Source organism: Stenotrophomonas sp. P2112 (assembly GCF_041897515.1).
GTDB classification, from domain to species: Bacteria; Pseudomonadota; Gammaproteobacteria; order Xanthomonadales; family Xanthomonadaceae; genus Stenotrophomonas; species Stenotrophomonas sepilia.
Map to the genome: position 1 here is coordinate 1,593,930 of NZ_CP169216.1, position 24,137 is coordinate 1,618,066.

A 24,137-nucleotide genomic window follows, 5' to 3' on the forward strand; every position below is an offset into this window, starting at 1 on the left:
GGTGACGGCCGGCGCGGTAGACTCGCAGGCAGTTGCAACCAAGGAACGCCATGCACCGGTATATCGTCTACCTGCTCGCCATCCTGATGTTTCCCATCTGCCTGTGGTTGGCCACGATCTGGCCGGCCTGGTACTGGGGCGTCGGCCTGACTGCCGCGATGGTGGCGCTGGGGACCTGGGATCTGCTGCAGAAGCGCAGCACGCTGCGCCGCAACTATCCGGTGATGGCGCATTTCCGCTATGGCCTGGAATCAATCGGCCCGGAAATCCGCCAGTACTTCGTGCAGAGCGACCTGGAGGACGTGCCGTTCTCGCGCCAGCAGCGTGCGCTGATCTACCAGCGCGCAAAGAACGAAATGGACACGGTGCCCTTCGGTACCCTGCGCAGTACCTACGCGGTGGATTACGAGTGGATCAACCATTCGCTGGCTCCCACCTCCATTGCCAAGCATGATTTCCGCGTGCTGATTGGGCCGAACTGCGCCAAGCCTTATTCGGCCAGCGTGTTCAACATCTCGGCGATGAGCTTCGGTTCGCTCTCGGCCAACGCGATCCGCGCATTGAACGAAGGTGCGCGGCGCGGCGGCTTCTACCACGACACCGGCGAAGGTTCGATTTCGCCCTACCACCGCGAGATGGGCGGCGATCTGGTCTGGGAAATCGGCTCGGGCTACTTCGGCTGCCGTGACGAGAAGGGTGGTTTCAGCGAAGAGCGCTTCGTCGCCAACGCTACCGATGACCAGGTCAAGATGATCGAGATCAAGCTGTCGCAGGGTGCCAAGCCGGGCCACGGCGGCGTGCTGCCGGCACCAAAGGTGACCGCCGAAATATCGGTGACCCGTGGTGTTCCGATGGGGGTGGACTGCGTATCGCCGTCGCGTCACTCGGCATTCTCGACGCCGGTCGAACTGTTGCAGTTCGTGGCCCGGCTGCGCGAGTTGTCCGGTGGCAAGCCGGTCGGTTTCAAGCTGGCCATCGGCCACCCCTGGGAATGGTTCGGCATCGCCAAGGCGATGCAGGAAACCGGGCTGCTGCCGGACTTCATCGTGGTCGATGGCGCCGAGGGAGGCACCGGCGCGGCACCGGCTGAATTCGTCGACCATGTCGGCGTGCCGATGCATGAAGCACTGCTGCTGGTGCACAACACCCTGGTCGGCCTGGACCTGCGCGAGCGCATCCGCATCGGTGCCGCTGGCAAGATCACCAGTGCGTTCGACATCGCGCGCACCATCGCGCTGGGTGCCGACTGGTGCAATGCCGGCCGAGGCTTCATGTTCGCGCTGGGCTGCATCCAGTCGTTGAGCTGCCACACCGACAAGTGCCCGACCGGCATCGCGACCCAGGACCCCGCGCGCTGGAAGCATCTGGATGCACCGGACAAGGCCACCCGTGTATACAGCTATCACGAGCACACGCTGCATGCCTTGAAGGAACTGTTGTGCGCGGCGGGCCTGAACGATCCGGCCGAGCTGGGGCCGGAGCACATCCTGCGTCGCGTGTCGCCGGTGGAAATCCGTTCGCTGGCGTCGCTTTACCGTTACCTGGAACCGGGCGAGCTGCTGCACACGGTGCCCGACCATGCGGTGTTCCATGCATTCTGGGCCGATGCGCGCAGCGACTCGTTCCAGCCGCCGCCGAAGATCCAGGCTCTGCGCGCCAGCAAGTCGCGGTAGCGTGATGTTGTAGAGCCGAGCCCATGCTCGGCTGTTCTTCGTTCCGACCTCGCGATGACTGATTGAAAAGCAGTCAAGCATGGCTTGACTCTACAGAAAGGCAGCCGAGCATGGGCTCGGCGCTACAAGGAGGCGCCATGCAGTTCAGGACCGGTAGCATCGACGATGTCGCCACGCTGTGGGCGCTGCGCACGCGCTGTGTGCGCGAAACCTGCAGCAGCCATTACCCTCCCGAGGTCATTGCACCGTGGTCGGCCTCGCCGCCACCGTCGCAGTACGCGCGGCTGTTGTCGCAGGGCGGATGCGTGGTGGCCGAGGACGGGCAGGGTGGCCTGCTCGGCTTCGGCGTCTTTGATGTCGATGCCAATGAAGTCGACGCGTTGTTTGTCAATCCCGATCGTGGCGGCGAGGGGATCGGCCAGGCGCTGATGCAGCGCCTGTTGGCAATGGCCGATCGTGAGCGCGAGGTGGTGCTGTCGGCGTCGCTCAATGCCGTGCCGTTCTATCAACGGCAGGGCTTTGTCAGCGTGCGTGAGGAAGCCTATGCGCATCCCAGCGGTGTGGCGTTGGCCTCGGTGAGCATGCGCAGGCCGTGGTGATGTGGCGTCGAGCATGGGCTCGACGCTACCCCGCAGGCGTCACCGCTCCGCCAACCAACCGATCACGCCCTCGGCGGCACGCCGGCCACTGGCGTAGCACGCGGTCAGCAGGTAGCCGCCGGTGGGGGCTTCCCAGTCCAGCATTTCACCGGCGCAGAACACGCCGGGAACGGCCCGCAGCATCAGGCCGTCATCCAGCGCATCCAGGCGCACGCCACCGGCGGTGCTGATCACCTCGGCCATCGGCCTTGGGCGCAGCAGGCGCAGCGGCAGGCGCTTGAGCGTGGCAGCCACAGCCGGCAGGTCGTTGCCGGCCTCCCTGCCAAGAATCTCGAACACGAGTGCGGCCTTCACCGCATCCAGACCCGCCTGGCGGCGCAGGTGCTCGCCGAAGCTTCGGCCCTTGCGGGGACGTGACAGGTCGGCCAGCAGGCGCGCCTCGTCGCGACCGGGCACCAGGTCCAGCCACAGCATTGCGTGGCCATCGCGGTTGATGGTCTCGCGCAGGTCGGCGGCCAACGCGTAGACCAGACTGCCTTCAATGCCATATTCGCTGGCCACGCACTCGCCCTGCAGCGACCGCGGTTGTCCAGCCAGGTCGATCCAGTGCGCGATCACCGGCTTCAATGGTGCGCCGGCATTGCGCTGGGCAAAGAACGGCGTCCAGTCCACGTCGAAGCCACAGTTGGCTGACTGCAGCGGCGCGATGTCCACGCCACGCGCCTGCAGTGGCACGACCCAGGCGCCATCACTGCCCAGCTGCGGCCAGCTGCCCCCGCCCATCGCCAGCACGGTGGCATTGGCGCGGACATCGACTTCGCCCGCATCGGTGGCAAAGCGCAGGGCGCCGTCGTCGCTCCAGCCGATCCAACGGTGGTTGGCGTGCAGGCGCACGCCCTGTTCCTTCAACCGGCGCACCCAGCCGCGCAGCAGCGGCGCCGCCTTGCGGTCGACCGGGAACACGCGGCCGGAGCTGCCCACATAGGTTTCCACGCCCAGGCCGTTGGCCCAGTCACGCAGTGCCTGTGCGTCGAAGCCGTCCAGCCAGCTGCCGACCACAGCGGCCTGCTCGCGGTAGCGGCTGTCGAACAACGGCCGCGGATCGGAATGGGTGAGGTTGAGGCCGCCCTTGCCGGCGATCAGGAACTTGCGGCCAGGCGACCCCTTGGCCTCGTACAGGTCGACCTCCAGCCCAGCGGCACGCAGGTGTTCGGCGGCGAACAGGCCCGCCGGGCCGCCGCCAATGACGACCACCCGATGGGGCATGGCAGCATTACGGTTTGACATCGAGCAGCTCGACGTCGAACACCAGCGACGAGCCCGCCGGAATCGGGCCGACCTTGCGGTCCCCGTAACCGTAGTCCGGCGGAATCATCAGCGTACGCTTGCCACCGACCTTCATGCCGGCCACGCCCTCATCCCAGCCGCGGATGACCTGGCCGGCGCCGAGCGCGAAGGTGAACGGCTCGCCGTGCTTGAAGGAGCTGTCAAAGGTCTTGCCGTGCTTGGTTTCGGTACGGTTGTCGTAGATCCAGCCGGTGTAGTGCACCGTGACCTTGTTGCCGGCGATGGCTTCGGCGCCGGTGCCGGGCACGGTATCGATCCGCTCGAAGGTCGTCAGCGTGCCGCCGGGCGGCGGGCCGGATGGTTCGGTCGAGCAGCCAGCGGCGGCGAGGGACAGCAGCAGGGGGAGCAGCAGGCGGCGCATCGGGCGTCTCCAGAAGGGCGCGGGGCGAGGGCGGCAAGGGTAGCGCATCGGCGCCGGGTATCATGGGGCCATGGCAAAACTCCTGCTCAATCTGCGCAATGTCGGCGACGACGAATATGCCGATGTCTGCACGCTGCTCGATCAGCACGGCATCGCCTGGTATCGCACCGAACCCAGCCCGTGGGGCATTTCCAATGGTGGCCTGTGGCTGCGCGACGACGCTGATCATCCGCGTGCGAAGGCGCTGATGGCGGAGTACCAGGCGGCGCGCGGCGTGCGCGTGCGGGCTGAACGCGAGCAGGCATTGCGCGAGGGGACGGCGGAGACATTCGGCAGCCTGTTCCGGCGCCGGCCGGCCTATGTGGTGCTGGTGCTGCTGGCGATGGCCGGTGCGGCGGCACTGGTGTTGCTGCCGTTCGTGCTGTTGCGGGGGTAAGGGGGCGCGGCCGGGTTGCACCCGGCACCCGCAGAGGCAACGGCAACGTCAAAAGCTGGTTTCCGTGGGATGGCGCGGCGGTGTGGGCAGGCGGGACACGCCGTAGACCCCGCTTCGCGGTCCGGCCCAGCCGCTGGCGGCTGTGCGTTCGGGCGCTTGCGAAGCAGTGCTTCGCAAGCAAAGCGCCTCGCCCCTGGGGGCTCGATGGCGCCTTGCTCGTGTGCGCTGTCCTGCGCACACGGCAAGACCGGGGTTGGGCGTCCTGCCCAACCCGCCCGAGGCATGCCTCGGGCCCATGGCGCCAACGGTCCCGCCTGCCCACACCGCCCCGCCTCTGACAAGTTCTGGGTACCTGCCGGGGTCGGATCCCTCTGCCGCGCAGAGGGCTCTGACCCCTGAATCTGTCTGTGCGGGCGGGAGGCGCTAAAATGGCGGGATGATCGCCAATACCGCTGCCTATCATTTCGCCGTCATCGACGCCCCCCAGGCCCTGTGCGACCAGCTGCTGGTCCTTGCCGAGACGGCGCAGCTGCGCGGCACGATCCTGGTGGCGGGCGAGGGACTGAACCTGTTTCTGGCGGGGGCGCCGGAGGCGGTTGAGGGCTTCTATGCAGCGCTGCATGCCGATGCGCGTTTCGCCGACATGCGGGTCAAGACCAGCCTGAGCAAGCATCAGCCGTTCGCGCGGCTGAAGGCCAAGGTGAAGGACGAGATCATCAGCTTCCGCCGCGATGACGGCCAGCCGCTGGACTATCCGCGCGCACCAGCGGTTGATCCGGCCACCGTGCAGCGTTGGTTGCGGCAGGGGCATGATGACGCCGGCAAGCCGGTGGTGATGCTCGATACCCGCAACCTGCAGGAAGTGGAGTACGGCACCTTCAAGGATGCGCTGGTGTTGCCCATCCGCAAGTTCACCGACCTGCCCGAGGCGCTGGCGCCGCATCGCGATGCGCTGCGGGACAGCACCGTGGTCAGTTTCTGCACCGGCGGCATCCGCTGCGAGAAGGCCGCGCTGTGGATGGTCAATGACGGCATGGACAATGTGCTGCAGCTCGATGGCGGCATCCTCGGCTACTTCGAGGAGGTGGGCGGCGAAGGCTACGAAGGCCGCTGCTTCGTGTTCGATGAGCGCGTGGCGCTGGATGCCGAGCTGAAGCCGATGGTCGACCAGCCACTGCCCGAGCCGCGCCCCAGCGCGTTCTGACGCTTGCCCGGTAGAGCCGGCCGCTGGCCGGCTGCCAGGGCACGTTGCCCGCCGGCCAGCGGCCGGCTCTACCGGACCAAGCGCGGTGGGCGCTGAACCCGCCCTACGGGAATCAGCATCCCGCCACCGTCACTGGCCGCTGCGCCCGGCCGCCCCCATGCAGAGGTGATCCTGTGACGGAAAAGCGCCTGATGATCCCGTTGTCGATCCTTGACCTGGCCCCGGTCTGCGAGGGCAGTGACACCACCGCCGCCTTCGCTAACATGCTGGAACTGGCCCAGCACGCCGATGCGCTGGGCTACCGCCGCTACTGGCTGGCCGAACACCACAACATGCCCGGCATCGCCAGTGCCGCCACCGCCGTGCTGATCGGTCATGTTGCCGGTGGCACCCAACGCATCCGGGTCGGCGCGGGCGGCATCATGTTGCCCAATCATGCCCCGCTGCAGGTGGCCGAGCAGTTCGGAACGCTGGCCTCGCTGTATCCGGACCGCATCGACCTTGGCCTGGGCCGTGCGCCGGGCACCGATCAGCCGACCGCACGTGCACTGCGCCGCTATTTCGACAGCGCCGACCAGTTCCCGCAGGACGTGCGCGAGCTGCTGCACTACTTCGAGCCGGTCCAGCCTGGACAGGCGGTGCAGGCCGTTCCGGGTGGTGGCCTGCGGGTGCCGACCTGGATCCTCGGATCAAGCCTGTTTGGCGCACGCATGGCGGCCTCGATGGGCCTGCCGTATGCATTCGCCTCGCATTTCGCGCCGGACGTGATGGACGAAGCGCTGGCGGTGTACCGCCGCGAATTCCGCCCCTCGGCCACGTTGAAGCAGCCGCACGCGATGCTGGCCCTGAACGTTGTTGCCAGCGACAGCGAGGCCGAGTCGCGTCGCCTGTTCACCAGCCAGCAGCAGAGTTTCGTCAACCTGCGCCGCGGCCGGCCGGGCAAGATCCCGCCGCCGATCGACGACATTGAAGCCTTCTGGGAGCCGCACGAAAAGTTCGGCGTGGAACGGGCCCTGGCCTGCACCGTGCTGGGCGATCCGCAGCAGGTGGCCGAGGGTATCGCCGCTTTCGTTGAGCGGCACAAGCCTGACGAGCTGATGCTTACTGCCAACCTGTATGACCATCGTGCGCGCCTGCGTTCCTTCGAGCTGGCGATGAACGCCTGGCATGGCCGCCACGCGGGCTGAACAACCGCGTCACGGCCCGTTGCGGCCGATCCGCGTCTGATGGGGGCTCCCCACTTCTGGAGTCCCCACCATGGCCGAGACCCGCGCCGAACACATTGCCCAGCTGGCTGAACTGATCAAGGACGTGGAGGTGGCGATGTTCACCACCACCGGCGTCGACGGGCGACTCTACAGCCGGCCGTTGGCCACCCAGCAGGTCGCCTTCGACGGTGACCTGTGGTTCGTGATCACCGCCGACAGCCCGAAGGTGGCCGAGATCGCGCTCGACCCGCGCGTCAATGTGGCCTATGCCTCGCCATCGAAGAACACCTATGTGTCTGTGGCGGGGCGGGCGCGGGTTGTCGATGATCGCGCGAAGATCGAAGAGCTGTGGTCGCCGGCGATGAAGCTGTTCTTCCCCGCCGGCAAGGAAGACCCCAACCTTCGCCTGATCCACGTGCGCGCCGATAGCGCCGAATACTGGGATGGCCCGGGCACCTTGCTGGGCAAGGCATTGAGCTTCGTGCTGTCGGCGGTGCAGGACGATCCGGCACCGCTGGCGGACAACGGATTCGTCGACCTTCGGTGATTGCCGCATCCACGCGTTGCGTGGATCTAGCGGATGCCGGTAGTGCCGGCCGTTGGCCGGCTACCCTGGAAACGTGGCAGCCGGCCATCGGCCGGCTCTACCGGATGCCGCTTCAGAACCAGCGCTGGAAAAGTTCCACTGTATAGCCCACCAGCTGCCCCGAACTGAAGCCGAAGAACGCGATCGCCACCAGCGCTGCGATCCAGTTGAACAGCATCAATGCACCATCGCGCTCCAGCAGCGCCAGCGAGAACAGCAGCAGCTGGAAACCGAACAGGAAGTTGGTGAACGGAATCGGCAATGACAGCAGGATGCCCAGCAGTACCAGCAGCAGGCCGCTGAAGGCGTGCGCGGGCAGCGGTGTCAGCAACTGCGGCAGGCGAGGCTTCAGCATCCTGTCCAGTCGCCGCAACGGGCGATCGATACGGTCCAGGAAGCGGTGCATGGTGCCGCGCTTCGGCCCGCGTCGGGCAATGAAACCGGGCAGCCAGGGCCGGCGCAGGCAACACAGCATCTGCAGTCCGATCAGGACCACGAGTGGGCCGCTGACCGCACCCCCCATGCCCGGGATCGGGATGAACGAGGGCAGGATCGCCACGAACAGGAACACGCCAAACGCGCTCTGCTGCAGGTTGCTGAGGATCTGGCCGAGCGGCATGTGCTCGGCGGGATCGCCGGAGGCGAACATCTCCAGCAGGGTGCGGATGCCCTCGTTGCGGTAGGTCGGGCGCTGCGCGCCCTGGCCCTGGCCGGCCTCAGGCGGTGAGCTCATCGGCCTGCTCGTCGGATAACGTGCGCAGCAGCAGCTTGTCCACCCGCGCACCGTCCAGGTCGACCACCTCGAAGCGCCAGCCGGCCCAGTCGAAGTACTCGCCTGCGTGCGGGATGCGGCCGAAGTAATGGATGCACATGCCGGCCAGCGTGTAGTAGTCGCCATCCTCGGCATCGGGCAGGTCGTTGCTTCCGATCAGCTCGCGCAGGTCCTCGATCGGCAGCGAGCCGTCGACCAGCAGCGAGCCGTCCTCGCGGGTCACCACCAGTGCGTCTTCATCGGCATTCTCCACCGCCTGCAGGCGGCCAACCACGGCGCCCATCAGGTCGCTGATGGTCACCAGGCCCTGGATCTCGCCGTACTCGTCCACCACCAGCGCCATCGACTGCTGCTCCTCGCGGAAGATCTCCAGCAGCTTCATCGCGTGGGTCGATTCGGAGACGTACAGCGGTTCGCGCAGGGTCTGGAACAGCGCGTTGTCGCCGCGCGCCATGCGCGTGGCCAGCGATTTCAGCTCCAGCACGCCGACCACGTCCATGTCGTTGTCGCGGTATACCGGGTACCGCGAGAACTCGTGCTCGGCCATGATGTCCAGATTGCGCTCCAGCCCGGCCTGGGTGTCGAGCCAGGCAATGCGGTTGCGCGGGGTCATCAGGCTGTCGGCGGTGCGGTCGCCCAGGCGCATGACGCGGTTCATCATGTCGCGCTCGTGGGCGTCGATCACGCCAGCTTCGTGGCTCTCGGCCACCAGCATCCGGATCTCTTCTTCAGTCACCTGCGCGGCCTCGTCCTTGCCCAGGCCCAGCACCTTCAGTACCAGCTGGGTGGTCTTGGACAGGAGCCAAACGAAGGGCAGGGCCAGCCTGGCCAGCCAGCTCATCGGCATCGCGACCAGGCCGGCAATGGCCTCGGAGCGGGTCAGGGCCAGACGCTTGGGCACCAGTTCGCCGAAGATCAGCGTGATGAAGGTGATCAGCGAGACCGCCAGGGCGGTGCCTACTTCGCGCGCGTACGCAAAGCCGGGCATCAGGCCCTGCAGCCAGCCGGCGATCGCGTCGCCGATCGCATCACCACCGAGGTAGCCGGTCAGTACGCCGATCACGGTGATGCCGATCTGCACCGTGGACAGGAAACTCTCCGGCTTCTCCGAAAGCTCCAGCGCCTTGGCGGCGCGCTTGGAGGTGGCGGCCATCTGCTTCAGGCGGCTCTTGCGCGAGGTCATGACCGACATCTCGGACATGGCGAAGAAGCCGTTCAGTAGAACCAGCGCGAAGACAATCAGGATCATTTCAAACACGGGCGTCGTCCCCGGTTGGTGGCAGGGAGGGCGGGTGCTTGCGATGGCGGCTGGCGCTCAGGAACAGGGTCCGGCGCGGCGCAGGGGGATAAGGGTCGTCGTCCATAAGGTGCGCCCGGAGGCGCGCTGGCATCTTAGCAAAGGGGCGTGGCAGGGTGGCAACCGCCTGTTCAGGTTGGGGGTCCCAGAGCCCGGAAAGGGCGCGGGGATACCCGTGATGGTCATCTAGCCGTCATAATTCGCTCTGGTGCCGTCCTTCCCGCGACGGCTGACAGGTTTCTCAATGTTCTCTCTGCAGACCATTTTCGGTTCCGGCAAACAGTTCTACACCCTGCTTGATGAGGCTGCCGTCGCGGCTTCCGATGCCGCCAAGGCGCTGCATTCGATGCTGCGCGAGGCCGATCGCCAGCCCGCGCTGGACGCCTTCAAGCTGGCCCGCCTGCGCGAACGCGCGGCCTCGGACAAGATCAGCCAGGCGCTGGTCGACAGCTTCATGACCCCGATCGAGCGCGAAGACATCGAAGCGCTGGGTTCGGCCCTGTACAAGATTCCGAAGCAGATCGAGAAGTTCGCCGATCGCTATTCGCTGGCCACGACCCACCTGGAGCACATCGACTTCGCGCCGCGCGCGGCGATGCTGGAACAGGCCGCCGGCGTGGTGGTGGAGATGGTGGCTGACCTGCGCCACATGAACCTGGACCGGATGACCGCGCTGAACGAGAAGCTGCGCTCGCTGGAGAACGAGGCCGACCGCCTGATGCTCGAGCTGTACCGCGACATCTACTCCGGTCGCCTGGACAACCTGCAGATGTTCCTGCTGAAGGAATTCTTCGAGATCCTGGAAAAGGCCATCGACCGTTGCCGCGAGGCCGGCGTGGTGGCGTACCAGATCGTGTTGAAGAACAGCTGACGGACGCCGCCGCATGTTGACCCTTGTCCTGGTGGTGATCCTGGCCGCGCTCGTCTTCGAGTTCATCAACGGCTTCCACGACACTGCCAACTCCATTGCCACCGTAGTGGCGACCAAGGTGCTCTCGCCCGGCTGGGCGGTGATGCTGGCCGCCTTCATGAACCTCATCGGTGCGCTGACCGGTACGGCGGTGGCGCTGACCATCGCCTCGGGCCTGCTCAACACCAACGTGGTCGAGGTCACTCCGCAGGTGATCCTGTGCGCCCTGCTGGGCGGCATCATCTGGAACCTGATCACCTGGTGGAAGGGCCTGCCGTCCTCGTCCTCGCACGCCCTGATCGGTGGCCTCTGCGGTGCCGGTCTGGCCGCGGCCCACAACAACTGGGACGCGCTGATCTGGTCGGAGCGCCTGGGCAGCTGGGCGCAGAACAAGGGCCTGCTGTGGAAGGTGTTCGTGCCGATGATCACCTCGCCGATCGCCGGCTTCCTGCTCGGCATCGTGGTGATGGTGCTGCTGTGGGCGCTGATCGCCGGCCTGGCCAAGGTCGGTGGCGCCATCGGCCGCCTGGCCCGTCCGCGCATCGTCAATGCCTTCTTCGGCAAGGCGCAGATCGCCTCGGCGGCCTACATGGGCTTCGCCCACGGCCACAACGACGCGCAGAAGACCATGGGCATCATCGCGATGACCCTGATTGGTGCCGAAGCCACCGGCGCACTGAACGATCTGCCGTCCTGGCTGGCATTCATGCACCCGGACGCGCACGCCGGTGACGGCATCGCCATGTGGATCGTACTGACCTGTGCAGTGGTGATGGCTGCCGGTACCGCCTCGGGTGGCTGGAAGATCATCAAGACCCTGGGCCACAAGATGGTCAAGCTGCACCCGATCCACGGCTTCGCCGCGGAGACCAGCTCGGCCACCATCCTGACCCTGGCGGCCCACTTCGGCATGCCGGTCTCGACCACGCACAGCATCTCCACCGCGATCATGGGCGTCGGTTTCGCCAAGAACCCGCGTTCGCTGAAGTTCGGCGTGATCGAGCGCATTGTCTGGGCCTGGATCCTGACCATCCCGGCCGCCGGCGGCTGTGCGTACCTGATCCTGAAGCTGTTCGAGATGTTCGGCTGGACCTGATCGCCACGCCAAGGTGCACACGAAAAAGCCCGCCGACCACCGGCGGGCTTTTTCATGGGCAAAGAATTTTTCCGCACACAACGTGTCGACCAAGGTCGACACCTACCAGAGCAGAAACAGGGATCCGATCCCGTGCCGACCAACGGTCGGCACCCACCAGCAGCAGCGGGAAACTGTCGAAGGCGGGGTGGGTCCGGTTGCGGGGGTGTGAGCGGCATGGATGCCGCGACCAAGCCCCCATGGACGGGTTTACGGCGTCCCCCGCAACCGGACCCGCTCCGCCAACCCACGGAATGCCCGCTTTTGCAGTTGCAGTTGCCGTTGCAGTCAGCGGGTGCCGGGCCGCAGTCCCGGCCGACCCTCCTCAATTGCGTTGGAACAGCGCCTGCACATCCCTGCGGAACGCCGCCTGGCTGTCGGCCCGGCTGTAGAACATGTGCCCGCCCGGATAACTGCGCACCTGCACCCGGTCCGGATTGCTGCCCATCGTCGGCATCTGGTCCACGGTCAGGATCGAACCCATGAACGGGCACGACAGGTCGTTCCAGCCATGCACGATCAGCACCTGCAGGTGCGGGTCGATCGCCACGGCCTGGCGCAGCTGGGTCACCGCGCCATCGCGCAGCTCGCCATTGCGGTCCCACAGCCGGTTCACGTCGTAGTTCAGCGCCTGGTACCGCGCATCCACCTTCCAGCCGACCACGCGCGTCACGAAGTCGACCATCGCCGTGGTGGTCGGCGCGATGATGCTGTCCAGCAGCGGATCGTTGGCGCGCTGCTCCGGATCGTTCGGGAATGGATCGAACGCGGTTACGTTGGAATCGTAGCGGCTGCCCAGCGTGCCCTTGTCGCGGAACACTTCACGCAGGTAGGCCTGGGTTTCCAGCCGACCACCGGCACGGCGCACGAACTGCGGGTCCAGCCCGGTCAGTTCGGTCACCCGGCGCAGCATTGCCTCGGTCGCCTGCGGATCGCTGCGGCCCTTCATCAACGCGGTGGCGTAGTCGCCACGGGTGTATTCCACTACTTCGCGCATCGCTGCATCGGTCAGCTTGCCCTGGCGCTCCAGGTGCGCGGCGGCGATCGACGGCAGCGTCTGCATCCACGCCATCGGCGAGACATCGGCGTTGTCTTCCAGGGTCGGGCTCAGGTAGGGCGAGACCAATACCAGGCCGTTCATCGCAACACCCAGCCGGGTCTGCAGATAGTGGGTGATGCGTGGGCCGCGGTAGCCGCCGTAGCTCTCGCCGGTCAGGTACTTGCGCGACGCCATGCGCTGGTTGCGCAGCAGCCAGTCGTAGATCGAGCGTGACAGGTATTCGATGTCGGCGCTGGGGTTGTACAGCGCCTTCTTCGCTTCGTCGTCGCCGATGCGCGCGCGGCTGAAGCCGGTCCCGACCGGATCAATGAACACCAGATCGGTGAAGTCCAGCCAGGTGCCGGGGTTGTCGTGCAGCGTCGCCGGCGCCGACGCGCTGTCACCCTCGGAGCCGAAGGTCACCACCTTGGGCCCGATCGCGCCCATGTTGAGGTAGACCGACGATGCCCCGGGGCCGCCATTGAGCGCGAAGGTCACCGGCCGGTCCTTGCCCGGCATCGTGTAGGCGGTAAACACCACGTCGGCGATCACCTTGCCCTTGGCATCGCGTACCGGCAGGGTGCCGACGGTGGCGGTGTAGTCCAGGGTGCGGCCGGCCAGGCGCATGCTCTGGCGGGCCGAGGCGTCTGCGGGCAACGCAGGTGCCTCGGTCTTGTCGTCCTTCGGATCGGGCTTGGCGTCGGCATCAGGCGCGGCCAGCACGCTGGCTGGGGCGATGAGCAGGCCGACGCAGAGCGCGGCAGTGTGCAACAGGGACTTCATGGCACCGGGTGGGCAGCGGAAGGGGATTGCGATGCTAGGCCGGTGGCGGCCCATGTCGTATGTGTCCAAAGGCATGGCCGTGCGTTGCGGCCGCTATTGGCCAGCTTGGGTCAAGCGGACAGGGCGGTTGCCGCTTTGTCATCGGCAAGCAGGCCATAGACGGCCGAGTCGGCCAGTTCCCCCTGGATGCGCCAGCGCTGGCGCAGCACTCCCTCGCGGCGGAAGCCCAGGCGTTCGAGCACGTGCGCGGAGGGTGCGTTGCGCGGGTCGATCTCGGCTTCCACGCGATGCAGGTGGAGGGTGCCGAACAGGTAGGCCAGTACCTGCTGCAGGGCCTCGTGCATGTAGCCCTGGCCCTGGCGATCGGGTGCCAGCAGGTAGCCGATCTCGGCGCGGGCTGCAGTGCGGTCCACTGCAAACACCACGCAGATGCCCAGCAGTGGACCTTCCAGCGATTCGCGCACGGCCAGCTTCAGCTGGGTACCGATGGCATGGGCGGCGAGATCATCGTCGATCTGTTCGCGCGCCTCGGCCTGTCGCGTCCAGGCCGGATGATTCCACCAGCGCATCACGTCGGGATTGGACTGCAGCGCGAACAGCGCGGCGGCGTCGTCACGGCGGATCGGGCTCAGGACCAGCCGTGCGCTGTGCAGCGGCAGGTCGGGGAACAGCAGCGAGTGGCTGGCCAATACGGTGGTCCACGCGGATGGACGCGCATTATGGCGCCGCCGGGTTTGCCGATGGGGGCGGCATGCCCGGGGCGGATGGGTCGGATCCCTTTCCCGGCGGGAAACGGATCCGACCCCGCGAGGGATCAGACTTCCAGCGAAGCCAGGTCGCCCTTCGACTCCAGCCAGCCCTTGCGGTCGGACGCGCGCTTCTTGGCCAGCAGCATGTCCATCAGCGAGCGGGTCTGCTCGCCATCGTCCACGGTCAGCTGGACCAGGCGGCGCGTATCCGGGTGGATGGTCGACTCGCGCAGCTGTGGCGGGTTCATCTCGCCCAGGCCCTTGAAGCGGGTGACGTTGATGGCGCCCTTGATCTTCTCGCGCTCGATCTTGTCCAGCATCGAGCGCTTTTCTTCCTCGTCCAGGGCATAGAACACCTGCTTGCCCACATCGATGCGGAACAGCGGCGGCATCGCCACGAACACATGGCCGGCATCGACCAGTGCCGGGAAGTGCTTCAGGAACAGCGCGGTCAGCAGCGTTGCGATGTGCAGGCCGTCGGAGTCCGCGTCGGCCAGGATGATCACCTTGCCGTAGCGCAGGCCGCTGATGTCGTCCTTGCCGGGGTCGCAGCCGATGGCGATGGCCAGGTTGTGTACTTCCTCCGAGGCCAGCACGCTGTTGGACGAGACTTCCCAGGTGTTCAGGATCTTGCCACGCAGCGGCATGATCGCCTGGAAATCCTTGTCGCGAGCCTGCTTGGCGCTGCCGCCTGCCGAGTCACCTTCCACCAGGAACAGCTCGGTGCGCGACAGGTCCTGGCTGATGCAGTCTGCCAACTTGCCGGGCAGGGCCGGGCCCTGGGTGATCTTTTTGCGGACGACCAGCTTCTCGGTCTTCAGGCGCGCGCTGGCACGCTCGATGGCGATCTGCGCGATCTTCTCGCCCAGTTCCACGTTCTGGTTCAGTAGCAGGCTGAACGCATCATGGGCGGCACCTTCGACGAAACCGGCGGCCTGGCGCGAGGACAGGCGCTCCTTCGTCTGGCCGCTGAACTGTGGGTCGGTCATCTTCAGCGACAGCACGAACGACACGCGGTCCCACACGTCTTCCGGGGCCAGCTTGACGCCACGCGGCAGCAGGTTGCGGAAGTCGCAGAACTCGCGCAGCGCTTCGGTCAGGCCGGTGCGCAGGCCGTTGACATGGGTGCCGTGCTGCGCGGTGGGAATCAGGTTGACGTAGCTTTCCTGCACCAGCTCGCCTTCCGGCAGCCAGGCCACGGCCCAGTCAACTACCTCGGTGTCCTTCTTCAGGTTGCCAACGAACAGGTCGGCCGGCAGCGATTCGCGCTCGCCCAGCTCCAGCTTCAGGTAATCGCGCAGGCCGTCTTCGTAGTACCAGGTATCGACTTCACCGGTGGCTTCATCGGTCAGCTTCACGGTCAGGCCCGGGCACAGCACGGCCTTGGCGCGCAGCAGGTGCTTGAGCGCGCGCACCGCGAACTTCGGCGTATCGAAGTACTTCGGGTCCGGCCAGAAGCGCACGCGGGTACCGGTGTTCTTCTTGCCGACGCTGCCGACCACTTCCAGCGGCGTGGCACGGTCGCCGTTGCGGAAGGTGATGCGGTGTTCGGCGCCGTCGCGCTTGATGTGCACTTCCACCAGGGTCGACAGCGCATTGACCACGCTGACGCCGACGCCGTGCAGGCCGCCGGAGAAGGTGTAGTTGTTGTTGCTGAACTTGCCGCCCGCGTGCAGGCGCGTGAGGATCAGCTCGACACCCGGGATCTTCTCCTCCGGATGAATGTCCACTGGCATGCCGCGGCCGTCATCGCTGACCTCCACGCTGCCATCCTTGTACAGGGTGATCTCGATCGAACGGGCGTGACCGGCGAGGGCTTCGTCCACCGAGTTGTCGATCACTTCCTGCGCCAGGTGGTTCGGGCGCGCGGTGTCGGTATACATGCCGGGACGGCGCTTGACCGGGTCAAGGCCGGACAGGACTTCAATATCGGCGGCGTTATAGCGGGCGTTCATCTGTCTTCGAAAGCTTGGAGCGACGGGCAAGTGTGGGGTCTGGCACGGGAATTTGCACGCCTGCGGTTCAGTCTCGGCGGCGCAGAGGAGGTAAAATAGCCCTCGCTGGAATCTGAACGCCGGCGGCCCGTTGGGTCTGAACGTCCAAGCCATACCGCGAGGAGGACCTCATGAAGAAGTTGCTGACCATTGCGATCCTGGCCGCTGCCGCCGTTGCAGTGCCGCTGGTGGTGGCGCAGAACGCCGGCCAGCCGGCCCCGCAGCAGGGTGACCAGGCCGACAAGGCGCAGGCCGAGGCCGATGCCAAGGCCAAGCGTCGGGCCCAGGCCAATGCCGAAATGAAGGCGCAGGGCCAGCCGGCCCCGCAGCAGGAAGAGGAAGAGGAAGCGCGCAAGAAGCGCTGATCCCGCAACCTGCCAGGCGCCCTTGCGACAAGGGTTGCGCACCGAAACGCCCCGCCGAGCGGGGCGTTTTTTGTTGGATCGGCCGCACAAGCCCCTTGGGTTGGCGGCCATCAATCTGTAAACTATGGCTTTCCGGGAGTAAGTGCGTGTCCACCCTTTGCGAATGGGCTGGAGCGGCCAAGCGTGGCTTCCAGCATGGCGGGTCGCAGGTGACGGTCGATTTGACCGGCACGGTCGCCCCGACCTCGCACGATGGTTCCCGTCCGGCGCCTGCCGCCGCACGGATCCGCACCTCCCTCGCTGCCACAGCGAACCGGAAAACCCCCTCTGAGCACCATGCCCGCCCTCCGGGTGCGCGTGGTGCTGCCGTTTTCCATTTCCAGACAGGATGCTTGCAGCCATGACTCCCTTGATTTTCGTAACCGGCGGCGTGGTGTCCTCGCTCGGCAAAGGCATTGCCGCCGCGTCGCTGGCCGCCATTCTCGAAGCCCGTGGCCTGAAGGTCACGATGATGAAGCTCGACCCGTACATCAACGTCGACCCGGGCACCATGAGTCCGTTCCAGCACGGTGAGGTCTATGTCACCGACGACGGCGCCGAGACCGACCTCGACCTGGGCCACTACGAGCGCTTCGTGCGCACCCGCCTCAGCCGCAAGAACTCGGTCACCACCGGCCGCATCTACGAGAACGTGATCCGCAAGGAGCGCCGCGGCGACTACCTGGGCGCGACCGTGCAGGTCATTCCGCACATCACCGACGAGATCCGTCGCTGCATCGACGAAGCCACCGAAGGCTATGACGTGGCACTGGTCGAGATCGGCGGCACCGTTGGCGACATCGAGTCGCTGCCGTTCCTGGAGGCGATCCGCCAGGTGCGCACCGAACGTGGCCCGGAGAAGGCGCTGTTCATGCACCTCACCCTGGTGCCGTACATCGGCGCCGCCGGCGAGCTGAAGACCAAGCCGACCCAGCACTCGGTGAAGGAACTGCGCTCGATCGGCATCCAGCCGGACGTCCTGCTGTGCCGCTCCGAGCAGGCGGTGCCGGATTCGGAGCGCCGCAAGATCGCCCAGTTCACCAACGTTTCCGAGCGTGCGGTGATCAGCGTGCCGGACGTGGACGTGCTGTACCGCATCCCGTCTGGCCTGCATGCACAGGGCCTGGACGAAATCGTGGTGAACCAGCTGAAGCTGGCCGACAAGGCCGGTCCGGTCGACCTGTCGATGTGGGAAGACGCGGTCGATGCGACCCTGCACCCGCTGGACGAAGTGACCATCGCCGTGGTCGGCAAGTACGTCGATCACCAGGATGCCTACAAGTCGGTCGGCGAAGCACTGAAGCACGGTGGCCTGCGCCAGCGCACCAAGGTCAACCTGAAGTGGCTGGAAGCGCAGGACCTGGAAGGCACCGACATGGCCGCGCTGGCCGATGTCGACGGCATCCTGGTGCCGGGTGGCTTCGGTGACCGTGGTTTCGAAGGCAAGGTGCTGACCTCGAAGTTCGCCCGCGAGCAGCAGGTGCCGTACTTCGGCATCTGCTATGGCATGCAGGCGGCCGTGGTCGACTACGCGCGCAACGTGGTCGGCCTGGAAGGTGCCAACAGCACCGAGAACGACCGCCAGTCGCCGAACCCGGTGATCGGCCTGATCACCGAATGGCGCACCGCCAGCGGCGATGTCGAGAAGCGTGACGACAAGAGCGACCTCGGCGGCACCATGCGCCTGGGCCTGCAGGAACAACGCCTGAAGCCGGGCACGCTGGCCCGCGAGCTGTACGGCAAGGACGTGGTCGCCGAGCGCCACCGCCACCGCTACGAGTTCAACAACCGTTACCGCACCCAGCTGGAAGATGCGGGCCTGGTGATCGCCGGCAAGTCGATGGACGACACCCTGGTGGAAGTGGTCGAGCTGCCGCGCGATGCCCACCCGTGGTTCCTGGCCTGCCAGGCGCACCCGGAATTCCTGTCCACGCCGCGTGACGGCCACCCGCTGTTCATCGGTTTCATCCGTGCCGCGCGCGAGCGCAAGGCCGGCGGCAAGCTGCTTTCCGAAGCGCGCGCCTGACTTGTGAATGGGGGCTTCGGCCCCCATCCTGCATGCTTCAACCCCCAGCGCACCGGCCCGTCCGGTGCTGCGGACAACAAGGAAACGCCATGAAACTGTGTGGATTCGAGGTCGGGCTGGACCAGCCCCTGTTCCTGATCGCCGGCCCCTGCGTGATCGAGTCGATGCAGCTGCAGCTCGATACCGCCGGCAAGCTGAAGGAGATCACCGACAAGCTCGGCGTCAATTTCATCTTCAAGTCCAGCTTCGACAAGGCCAACCGCACTTCGGGTACCGCATTCCGCGGCCCGGGCATGGAAGAGGGCCTGAAGGTCCTGGCCGAAGTGAAGAAGCAGATCGGCGTGCCGGTGCTGACCGACGTCCACGAATACACCCCGATGGACGAAGTGGCCTCGGTGGTGGACGTGCTGCAGACCCCGGCGTTCCTGGTCCGCCAGACCGACTTCATCCGCAAGGTGTGCTCGGCCGGCAAGCCGGTCAACATCAAGAAGGGCCAGTTCCTGGCGCCGTGGGACATGAAGCCGGTCGTGGAGAAGGCCAAGGCCACCGGCAACGAGCAGATCATGGTCTGCGAGCGCGGTGCCAGCTTCGGCTACAACAACCTGGTCAGCGACATGCGTTCGCTGGCGGTGATGCGCGAGACCGGTTGCCCGGTGGTGTTCGACGCCACCCACTCGGTGCAGTTGCCGGGCGGGCAGGGCACCAGCTCAGGCGGCCAGCGCGAGCACGTGCCGGTGCTGGCCCGTGCCGCGGTGGCGGTGGGCATCTCCGGCCTGTTCGCCGAAACCCATCCGGATCCGTCAAAGGCGCTGTCCGATGGTCCCAACGCGTGGCCGCTGGACCAGATGGAGGCCCTGCTCGAGACCCTGATGGAACTCGACGCGGTGACCAAGAAGCACGGCTTTTCGCGCTTCGCGTGAGTCGTGACCCGTGGGTGGCGCTGGAAACCCAGCGCCGCCGCCGGCACTGGAGACAGTGGCCGTGGGGCCTGATCGCGCTGGGGCTGTCCGCGGTGTTCACCGTGGGCTTGTTCTGCCTGGTGCTGATCGGCGCCGCGTCAGTGCGCCCACCGGGTGATGGCGGCAGCGCGCTCGATCTTCGGGCGTATTTCATTGCGCTTGTGGTCGGAGAGCTGCTGGCCAGCGCAGGGTGCGTCGCTTCGGCTGTGCTGGCCTGGCGATTGAACCGTGGCAAGGTACCGGCAGGGCTGGCGATCATCCTGCTTTCTCTGTGGATCGGCACCCTGTTCTACGGATGGCGTTGATGAATACGACCCCATCGGCGCGCGGCTGGCCCTGGGGCCTGATCGCGCTGGCGCTGTCCGTGTTGACCTGGATGGCCCTGGTGGTGGGCGTGCTGGCCTTCACCGCCGGCTTCCGGCCGCCCGGGGACGGAAACAATGGCGTGCAGGCCACGCAGTGGTGGATGCTGGGCGCGCTGGTCACGATGGTGCTGTGCTTTCTCGGCAGCCCGGTCGCGATGGTGTTGGCCTGGCGACGGCGGCGTGGCCCCATCCTTGCGGCGATTGCCGGTGCATTGCTGGTGATGCTGGTCTCGCTGGTCCTTATCGTGATCGGGTCGAGCTGGGGCTGATGCAGGCCACGCCATTTGGCAAGTGGCGGGCAGCCGGGGATAATCACGCGGCATTCGTTTTGTCGCCCCCTCTCCAGACAGGTAACCGGCCCGACCATGAGTACGATCCGCAGCATCCACGCCCGTGAAATCCTCGACAGTCGTGGCAATCCCACGCTGGAAGCCGAAGTCATCCTGGAGGACGGCTCGTTCGGTCGCGCCGCGGTTCCCTCAGGCGCCTCGACCGGCACCAAGGAAGCGGTCGAGCTGCGTGACGGCGACAAGACCCGTTACCTGGGCAAGGGCGTGCGCAAGGCCGTTGACAACTTCAACACCACGATTGCCGCCGCGCTGAAGGGGTTTGAAGCCACCGACCAGGCCGGCCTCGACCGTCGCCTGATCGATCTGGACGGCACCGAGAACAAGGGTCGGCTGGGCGCCAACGCACTGCTGGGTGTTTCGATGGCCGCCGCGCACGCCGCCGCCGCATCCAGCAAGCAGGCGCTGTGGCAGTACCTGGCTGCCCGGACCGGCGTGACCCCGTCGCTGCCGGTGCCGATGATGAACATCATCAACGGCGGCGCGCATGCCGACAACAACGTCGACTTCCAGGAGTTCATGGTGCTGCCGGTCGGCTTCACCTCGTTCTCCGAAGCATTGCGCGCCGGTACCGAAATCTTCCATTCGCTGAAGTCGGTGCTGAAGGGCCACGGCCTGAGCACGGCGGTGGGCGACGAAGGCGGCTTCGCGCCGGACTTCCGCAGCAACGTCGAAGCGCTGGACACCATCCTCGAAGCAATCGGCAAGGCCGGCTACACCGCCGGTGAAGACGTGCTGCTGGGCCTGGACGTGGCTTCCAGCGAATTCTTCGAGAACGGCAAGTACAATCTGGTCGGCGAGAACAAGCGCCTGACTTCCGAGCAGTTCGTCGACTTCCTCGCCGACTGGGCCGCGCAGTACCCGATCATCACGATTGAAGATGGCCTGGCCGAGAACGACTGGGCGGGTTGGAAGCTGCTGACCGACCGCATCGGCAAGAAGGTGCAGCTGGTCGGTGACGACCTGTTCGTGACCAACCCGAAGATCTTCCAGGAAGGCATCGACTCGGGCACCGCCAACGCGATCCTGATCAAGGTCAACCAGATCGGCACGCTCAGCGAAACCCTGGAAGCGATCGCCATGGCCGACCGCGCCGGCTATGCGGCCGTGGTCTCGCACCGGTCGGGCGAAACCGAAGACACCACCATCGCCGACATCGCCGTGGCTACCACCGCCACCCAGATCAAGACCGGCTCGCTGTGCCGCAGCGATCGCGTGGCCAAGTACAACCAGCTGCTGCGCATCGAGGAAGCCCTCGGCGCCGGCGCGCGTTACGCCGGTCGTGACGCGTTCGTTTCGCTGAAGCGCTGAGCCGATGCGCGACTGGCGCTGGATGCTGCTGGTGCTGGCCCTGTTGCTGGGCTGGCTGCAGTACCGCTTCTGGTTCGGTCCGGGCAATTCGGGTGAAGTGATGATGCTCGAAGCCCAGGTCGCCAACCAGGAGCGGGACAATGAGGGTCTGCAGCAGCGCAACGACGCGCTGGCCGCCGAAGTGAAGGACCTCAAGGAAGGCCAGTCCGCCATCGAGGAACGCGCACGCAGCGAGCTGGGCATGATCAAGCCCGGTGAGAAGTTCTACCGCGTGGTCGAGGATGCGCCGGTCCGTCCGGCGCAGCCCGCTGCAGGCGTCACTGTCCAGGCCGGCGATCACCCGGCGGACGTGCCATGAGCGCGGCGATCTGGGTGGTGGTTCCGGCTGCCGGCCGTGGCGCCCGCTTTGGTGCGCCGCTGCCCAAGCAGTACCTGCAGGCGGGCGGGCAGATCCTGCTCGCTCATACCCTGGACGCGCTGCTGGCGCATCCGGCCGTGGCCGGCGCAATGGTGGTGATCGGCCAGGACGACGGCGACTGGCCGGGCTGGAGCGAATGGGCCGGCAAACCGGTGCTGACCTGCATCGGCGGCGCGACCCGTGCCGCCTCGGTGCTGGCCGGGCTGCAGGCACTGCCGGACTCGGTGCGCGCCGACGAATTCGTGCTGGTTCACGACGCCGCGCGACCCAACCTGTCGCTGGCCGATCTTGGCCGCCTGCTTGAAGTCGGTCGTGCCGATCCGGTCGGGGCGATCCTGGCTGCACCGGTGCGCGACACCCTCAAGCGTGCGGGCGACGACGGTGGCATCGATGGCACTGAACCGCGCGAGCGGCTGTGGCGTGCACTGACACCACAGCTGTTCCGCCGCCACCAGCTCAGCCGCGCGCTGTCCGACGCCGCCGCTGCCGGTGTTGAAGTCACCGACGAGGCCATGGCCATGGAGCGCCAGGGCCAGCGCCCGCTGCTGGTGGAAGGCAGCGAGGACAACTTCAAGGTCACCACCCCGGCCGATCTGGACCGGTTCGAATTCGTACTTTCCCGCCGCGCCGGCTGACTGCCCGCGCGGCCCTGCTGCAAGGGCTGCATCCATGAGCACCGCACCGTTCCCGCCCGTCCGTATCGGCCAGGGTTACGACGTCCATGCCTTCGGTGAAGGCGATCACATCATGCTCGGCGGAGTGAACGTGCCGCACAGCTGCGGCGTGCTGGCGCACAGCGACGGCGACGTGATCCTGCACGCCCTGTGCGATGCCATGCTCGGTGCGCTGGCGTTGGGCGATATCGGCCAGCATTTCCCGCCGAGCGATGATCGCTGGAAGGGCGCCGACAGCAGCGATTTCGTGCGCCATTGCGACAGCCTGCTGCGCGAGCGTGGCTGGCGCGTTGGCAACACCGACATCACCGTGATCTGCGAGCGGCCGAAGGTGGGCCCGCATGCGCTGGCCATGCGTGAGCGCATTGGTGGGTTGCTGCAGCTGCCGCTGGACGCGGTCAGCGTCAAGGCGACCACCTCGGAGAAGCTGGGCTTCACCGGCCGCGGCGAAGGCATCGCCGCGCAGGCGGTCGTGTTGCTGGTGGCGGCATGATCCCGCTGCCGTTGGCGTTTGGTGCGCCGCTGTTGACGGCGCGCATCCGCACCACGCCGGACGATTTCCAGGTGGATGAACTGCCGGCCTTCGAGGCCACCGGTGAAGGCGAGCACCTGTTGCTGCACATCCGCAAGCGCGGCGCCAACACCGTGCATGTGGCCAAGCTGCTGGCCAAGTGGGCGGGCCTGCCGGAAATGGCGGTGAGCTACGCCGGCATGAAGGATCGGCATGCGGTCACCACCCAGCGTTTCAGCGTGCACCTGCCCAAGCGCGTCGCGCCGGATCTGGCCGAGCTGGCCAGTGATGAGATCGAAGTGCTCGAAGCGACCTGGCACAACCGCAAGCTGCAGCGTGGTGCACTGGCCGGCAACCGCTTCAGGCTGGTGCTGCGCGAGGTGCAGGGCGATGCTGCGGCGATCAGCGAGCGCCTGCAGCAGATCGCCGGGCGCGGCCTGCCGAACTGGTTTGGCGAGCAGCGCTTCGGCCGCGACGGCGGCAACGTGCCTGCGGCATTGGCGATGTTCGGTGGCCGCCGCATGCGCAAGGACCAGCGTTCGCTGCTGCTGTCAGCCGCGCGCTCGGCGCTGTTCAATCGTGTGCTCGCCGCGCGCGTGGAGCAGGGCAACTGGGATCAACCGCTGGACGGTGAAGTGTGGATGCTCGATGGCAGCCGCAGCGTGTTCGGCCCCGAACCCTACACCGACGTGCTGGCCGAGCGCCTGGCCCGTTTCGACATCCATCCCAGCGCGCCGCTGTGGGGCGAAGGCGAGCTGCGCAGCGCCGACGCTGCACGTGAGCTGGAGCTGGCCGCGCTGGACGACGAGGAATCGAAGGCGCTGCGCGCTGGCCTGGAAGACGCACGGCTGAAGCAGGAGCGCCGCGCGCTGCGCCTGCGCCCGGCGTTGCTGCAGCATCAGTGGTTGGCCAGTGATGTACTGGAACTCTCGTTCGCGTTGCCGCCGGGCTGCTACGCCACCGCCGTGCTGCACGAACTCGGCCCCGTCGAAGACGCCGCGCAGGCCTGACAGAAAAAGGGGACGGAGG

General features: G+C 66.6%; 25 protein-coding genes. 18 read left to right on the forward strand and 7 right to left on the reverse strand.

All coding sequences use genetic code 11. The features are described 5' to 3' along the window. Positions 1-50 precede the first annotated feature (50 nt). A complete protein-coding gene (locus ACEPA4_RS07450) occupies positions 51-1,673 on the forward strand; it encodes an FMN-binding glutamate synthase family protein (protein WP_065179312.1) in 1,623 nt (540 codons plus the stop codon). Positions 1,674-1,810: 137 nt separating this feature from the next. Then, on the forward strand, positions 1,811-2,272 hold the full coding sequence (locus tag ACEPA4_RS07455) for a GNAT family N-acetyltransferase (RefSeq protein WP_053500365.1): 462 nt from the start codon (positions 1,811-1,813) through the stop codon (positions 2,270-2,272). A 39-nt stretch (positions 2,273-2,311) separates the two neighbouring features. Here the strand turns inward: ACEPA4_RS07455 and ACEPA4_RS07460 are convergent, their stop codons facing one another. Further along, positions 2,312-3,559, reverse strand: coding sequence for a TIGR03862 family flavoprotein (locus ACEPA4_RS07460; RefSeq protein WP_065185232.1), 1,248 nt, complete (start codon positions 3,557-3,559; stop codon positions 2,312-2,314). Then, a complete protein-coding gene (locus ACEPA4_RS07465; RefSeq protein WP_065179310.1) occupies positions 3,546-3,980 on the reverse strand; it encodes an FKBP-type peptidyl-prolyl cis-trans isomerase in 435 nt (144 codons plus the stop codon). Before ACEPA4_RS07465 ends, ACEPA4_RS07460 begins: the two co-directional genes overlap by 14 nt. Positions 3,981-4,050: 70 nt before the next feature. Between ACEPA4_RS07465 and ACEPA4_RS07470 the strand changes: the two genes are divergently transcribed. The 4 genes from ACEPA4_RS07470 to ACEPA4_RS07485 all read left to right on the forward strand — a co-directional run bounded on the left by ACEPA4_RS07470 (position 4,051) and on the right by ACEPA4_RS07485 (position 7,375). Further along, a complete protein-coding gene (locus ACEPA4_RS07470; protein ID WP_065179309.1) occupies positions 4,051-4,416 on the forward strand; it encodes a DUF6164 family protein in 366 nt (121 codons plus the stop codon). Between the two features lie 436 nt (positions 4,417-4,852). After that, positions 4,853-5,620 carry a sulfurtransferase gene (locus tag ACEPA4_RS07475; protein WP_065185231.1) on the forward strand — a complete coding sequence of 256 codons (768 nt, stop codon included), beginning with the start codon at positions 4,853-4,855 and terminating at the stop codon, positions 5,618-5,620. Positions 5,621-5,811: 191 nt separating this feature from the next. After that, positions 5,812-6,807 (forward strand): LLM class flavin-dependent oxidoreductase, encoded by a 996-nt coding sequence (locus ACEPA4_RS07480; RefSeq protein WP_005416014.1) that lies wholly within the window; start codon positions 5,812-5,814, stop codon positions 6,805-6,807. Positions 6,808-6,877: 70 nt separating this feature from the next. Further along, the gene (locus ACEPA4_RS07485; protein ID WP_005416015.1) at positions 6,878-7,375 is read left to right on the forward strand and encodes a pyridoxamine 5'-phosphate oxidase family protein; all 498 of its coding nucleotides are present in this window, start codon (positions 6,878-6,880) and stop codon (positions 7,373-7,375) included. Between the two features lie 112 nt (positions 7,376-7,487). On the opposite strand, the gene ACEPA4_RS07490 is transcribed toward ACEPA4_RS07485, so the two are convergent. Together ACEPA4_RS07490 and ACEPA4_RS07495 are read right to left on the reverse strand one after the other, a co-directional pair. Then, positions 7,488-8,147, reverse strand: coding sequence for an exopolysaccharide biosynthesis protein (locus ACEPA4_RS07490; protein ID WP_053501113.1), 660 nt, complete (start codon positions 8,145-8,147; stop codon positions 7,488-7,490). Continuing rightward, entirely contained in the window at positions 8,131-9,435 is a 1,305-nt protein-coding gene (locus ACEPA4_RS07495; RefSeq protein WP_005416017.1) for a hemolysin family protein, read from the reverse strand. The genes ACEPA4_RS07490 and ACEPA4_RS07495 overlap by 17 nt, the downstream gene beginning before the upstream one ends. Positions 9,436-9,727: 292 nt before the next feature. Here ACEPA4_RS07495 and ACEPA4_RS07500 point away from each other — a divergent pair, with 292 nt between their 5' ends. Next, the gene (locus tag ACEPA4_RS07500; protein WP_004152833.1) at positions 9,728-10,354 is read left to right on the forward strand and encodes a DUF47 domain-containing protein; all 627 of its coding nucleotides are present in this window, start codon (positions 9,728-9,730) and stop codon (positions 10,352-10,354) included. Positions 10,355-10,367: 13 nt separating this feature from the next. Further along, the gene (locus ACEPA4_RS07505) at positions 10,368-11,489 is read left to right on the forward strand and encodes an inorganic phosphate transporter (protein WP_005416018.1); all 1,122 of its coding nucleotides are present in this window, start codon (positions 10,368-10,370) and stop codon (positions 11,487-11,489) included. 364 nt (positions 11,490-11,853) lie between these two features. Here the strand turns inward: ACEPA4_RS07505 and ACEPA4_RS07510 are convergent, their stop codons facing one another. From ACEPA4_RS07510 to parE, 3 genes are all read right to left on the reverse strand, one after another. Continuing rightward, the gene (locus tag ACEPA4_RS07510) at positions 11,854-13,350 is read right to left on the reverse strand and encodes a S10 family peptidase (protein ID WP_032954081.1); all 1,497 of its coding nucleotides are present in this window, start codon (positions 13,348-13,350) and stop codon (positions 11,854-11,856) included. Between the two features lie 110 nt (positions 13,351-13,460). Further along, positions 13,461-14,039 (reverse strand): GNAT family N-acetyltransferase, encoded by a 579-nt coding sequence (locus ACEPA4_RS07515; RefSeq protein ID WP_065179306.1) that lies wholly within the window; start codon positions 14,037-14,039, stop codon positions 13,461-13,463. Between the two features lie 125 nt (positions 14,040-14,164). Continuing rightward, positions 14,165-16,054: a DNA topoisomerase IV subunit B gene (gene parE, locus ACEPA4_RS07520; protein WP_005416021.1), complete on the reverse strand. Its 1,890-nt coding sequence runs from the start codon at positions 16,052-16,054 to the stop codon at positions 14,165-14,167. Between the two features lie 170 nt (positions 16,055-16,224). On the opposite strand from parE, the gene ACEPA4_RS07525 reads away from it, so the two are divergent. From ACEPA4_RS07525 to truD, 10 genes are all read left to right on the forward strand, one after another. Then, the gene (locus tag ACEPA4_RS07525) at positions 16,225-16,458 is read left to right on the forward strand and encodes a hypothetical protein (RefSeq protein WP_005416022.1); all 234 of its coding nucleotides are present in this window, start codon (positions 16,225-16,227) and stop codon (positions 16,456-16,458) included. Between the two features lie 400 nt (positions 16,459-16,858). Further along, on the forward strand, positions 16,859-18,523 hold the full coding sequence (locus ACEPA4_RS07530) for a CTP synthase (protein ID WP_005416023.1): 1,665 nt from the start codon (positions 16,859-16,861) through the stop codon (positions 18,521-18,523). An 89-nt stretch (positions 18,524-18,612) separates the two neighbouring features. Then, positions 18,613-19,443, forward strand: a complete 831-nt coding sequence (gene kdsA / locus ACEPA4_RS07535; protein ID WP_010485995.1) for a 3-deoxy-8-phosphooctulonate synthase — start codon at positions 18,613-18,615, stop codon at positions 19,441-19,443. Further along, positions 19,440-19,787 (forward strand): hypothetical protein, encoded by a 348-nt coding sequence (locus tag ACEPA4_RS07540; RefSeq protein WP_065179304.1) that lies wholly within the window; start codon positions 19,440-19,442, stop codon positions 19,785-19,787. Before kdsA ends, ACEPA4_RS07540 begins: the two co-directional genes overlap by 4 nt. Beyond that, a complete protein-coding gene (locus ACEPA4_RS07545; protein ID WP_053500063.1) occupies positions 19,787-20,116 on the forward strand; it encodes a hypothetical protein in 330 nt (109 codons plus the stop codon). The genes ACEPA4_RS07540 and ACEPA4_RS07545 overlap by 1 nt, the downstream gene beginning before the upstream one ends. 96 nt (positions 20,117-20,212) lie before the next feature. After that, positions 20,213-21,505, forward strand: a complete 1,293-nt coding sequence (eno, locus tag ACEPA4_RS07550) for a phosphopyruvate hydratase (RefSeq protein ID WP_262090857.1) — start codon at positions 20,213-20,215, stop codon at positions 21,503-21,505. 4 nt (positions 21,506-21,509) lie between these two features. After that, positions 21,510-21,863 carry a cell division protein FtsB gene (ftsB, locus tag ACEPA4_RS07555; protein WP_005416028.1) on the forward strand — a complete coding sequence of 118 codons (354 nt, stop codon included), beginning with the start codon at positions 21,510-21,512 and terminating at the stop codon, positions 21,861-21,863. Then, the gene (gene ispD, locus ACEPA4_RS07560; protein WP_005416029.1) at positions 21,860-22,558 is read left to right on the forward strand and encodes a 2-C-methyl-D-erythritol 4-phosphate cytidylyltransferase; all 699 of its coding nucleotides are present in this window, start codon (positions 21,860-21,862) and stop codon (positions 22,556-22,558) included. Before ftsB ends, ispD begins: the two co-directional genes overlap by 4 nt. Positions 22,559-22,592: 34 nt before the next feature. Next, positions 22,593-23,090, forward strand: a complete 498-nt coding sequence (gene ispF / locus ACEPA4_RS07565) for a 2-C-methyl-D-erythritol 2,4-cyclodiphosphate synthase (RefSeq protein WP_005409005.1) — start codon at positions 22,593-22,595, stop codon at positions 23,088-23,090. Continuing rightward, positions 23,087-24,118, forward strand: a complete 1,032-nt coding sequence (gene truD, locus ACEPA4_RS07570; RefSeq protein WP_065179303.1) for a tRNA pseudouridine(13) synthase TruD — start codon at positions 23,087-23,089, stop codon at positions 24,116-24,118. The genes ispF and truD overlap by 4 nt, the downstream gene beginning before the upstream one ends. Positions 24,119-24,137 lie beyond the last annotated feature (19 nt).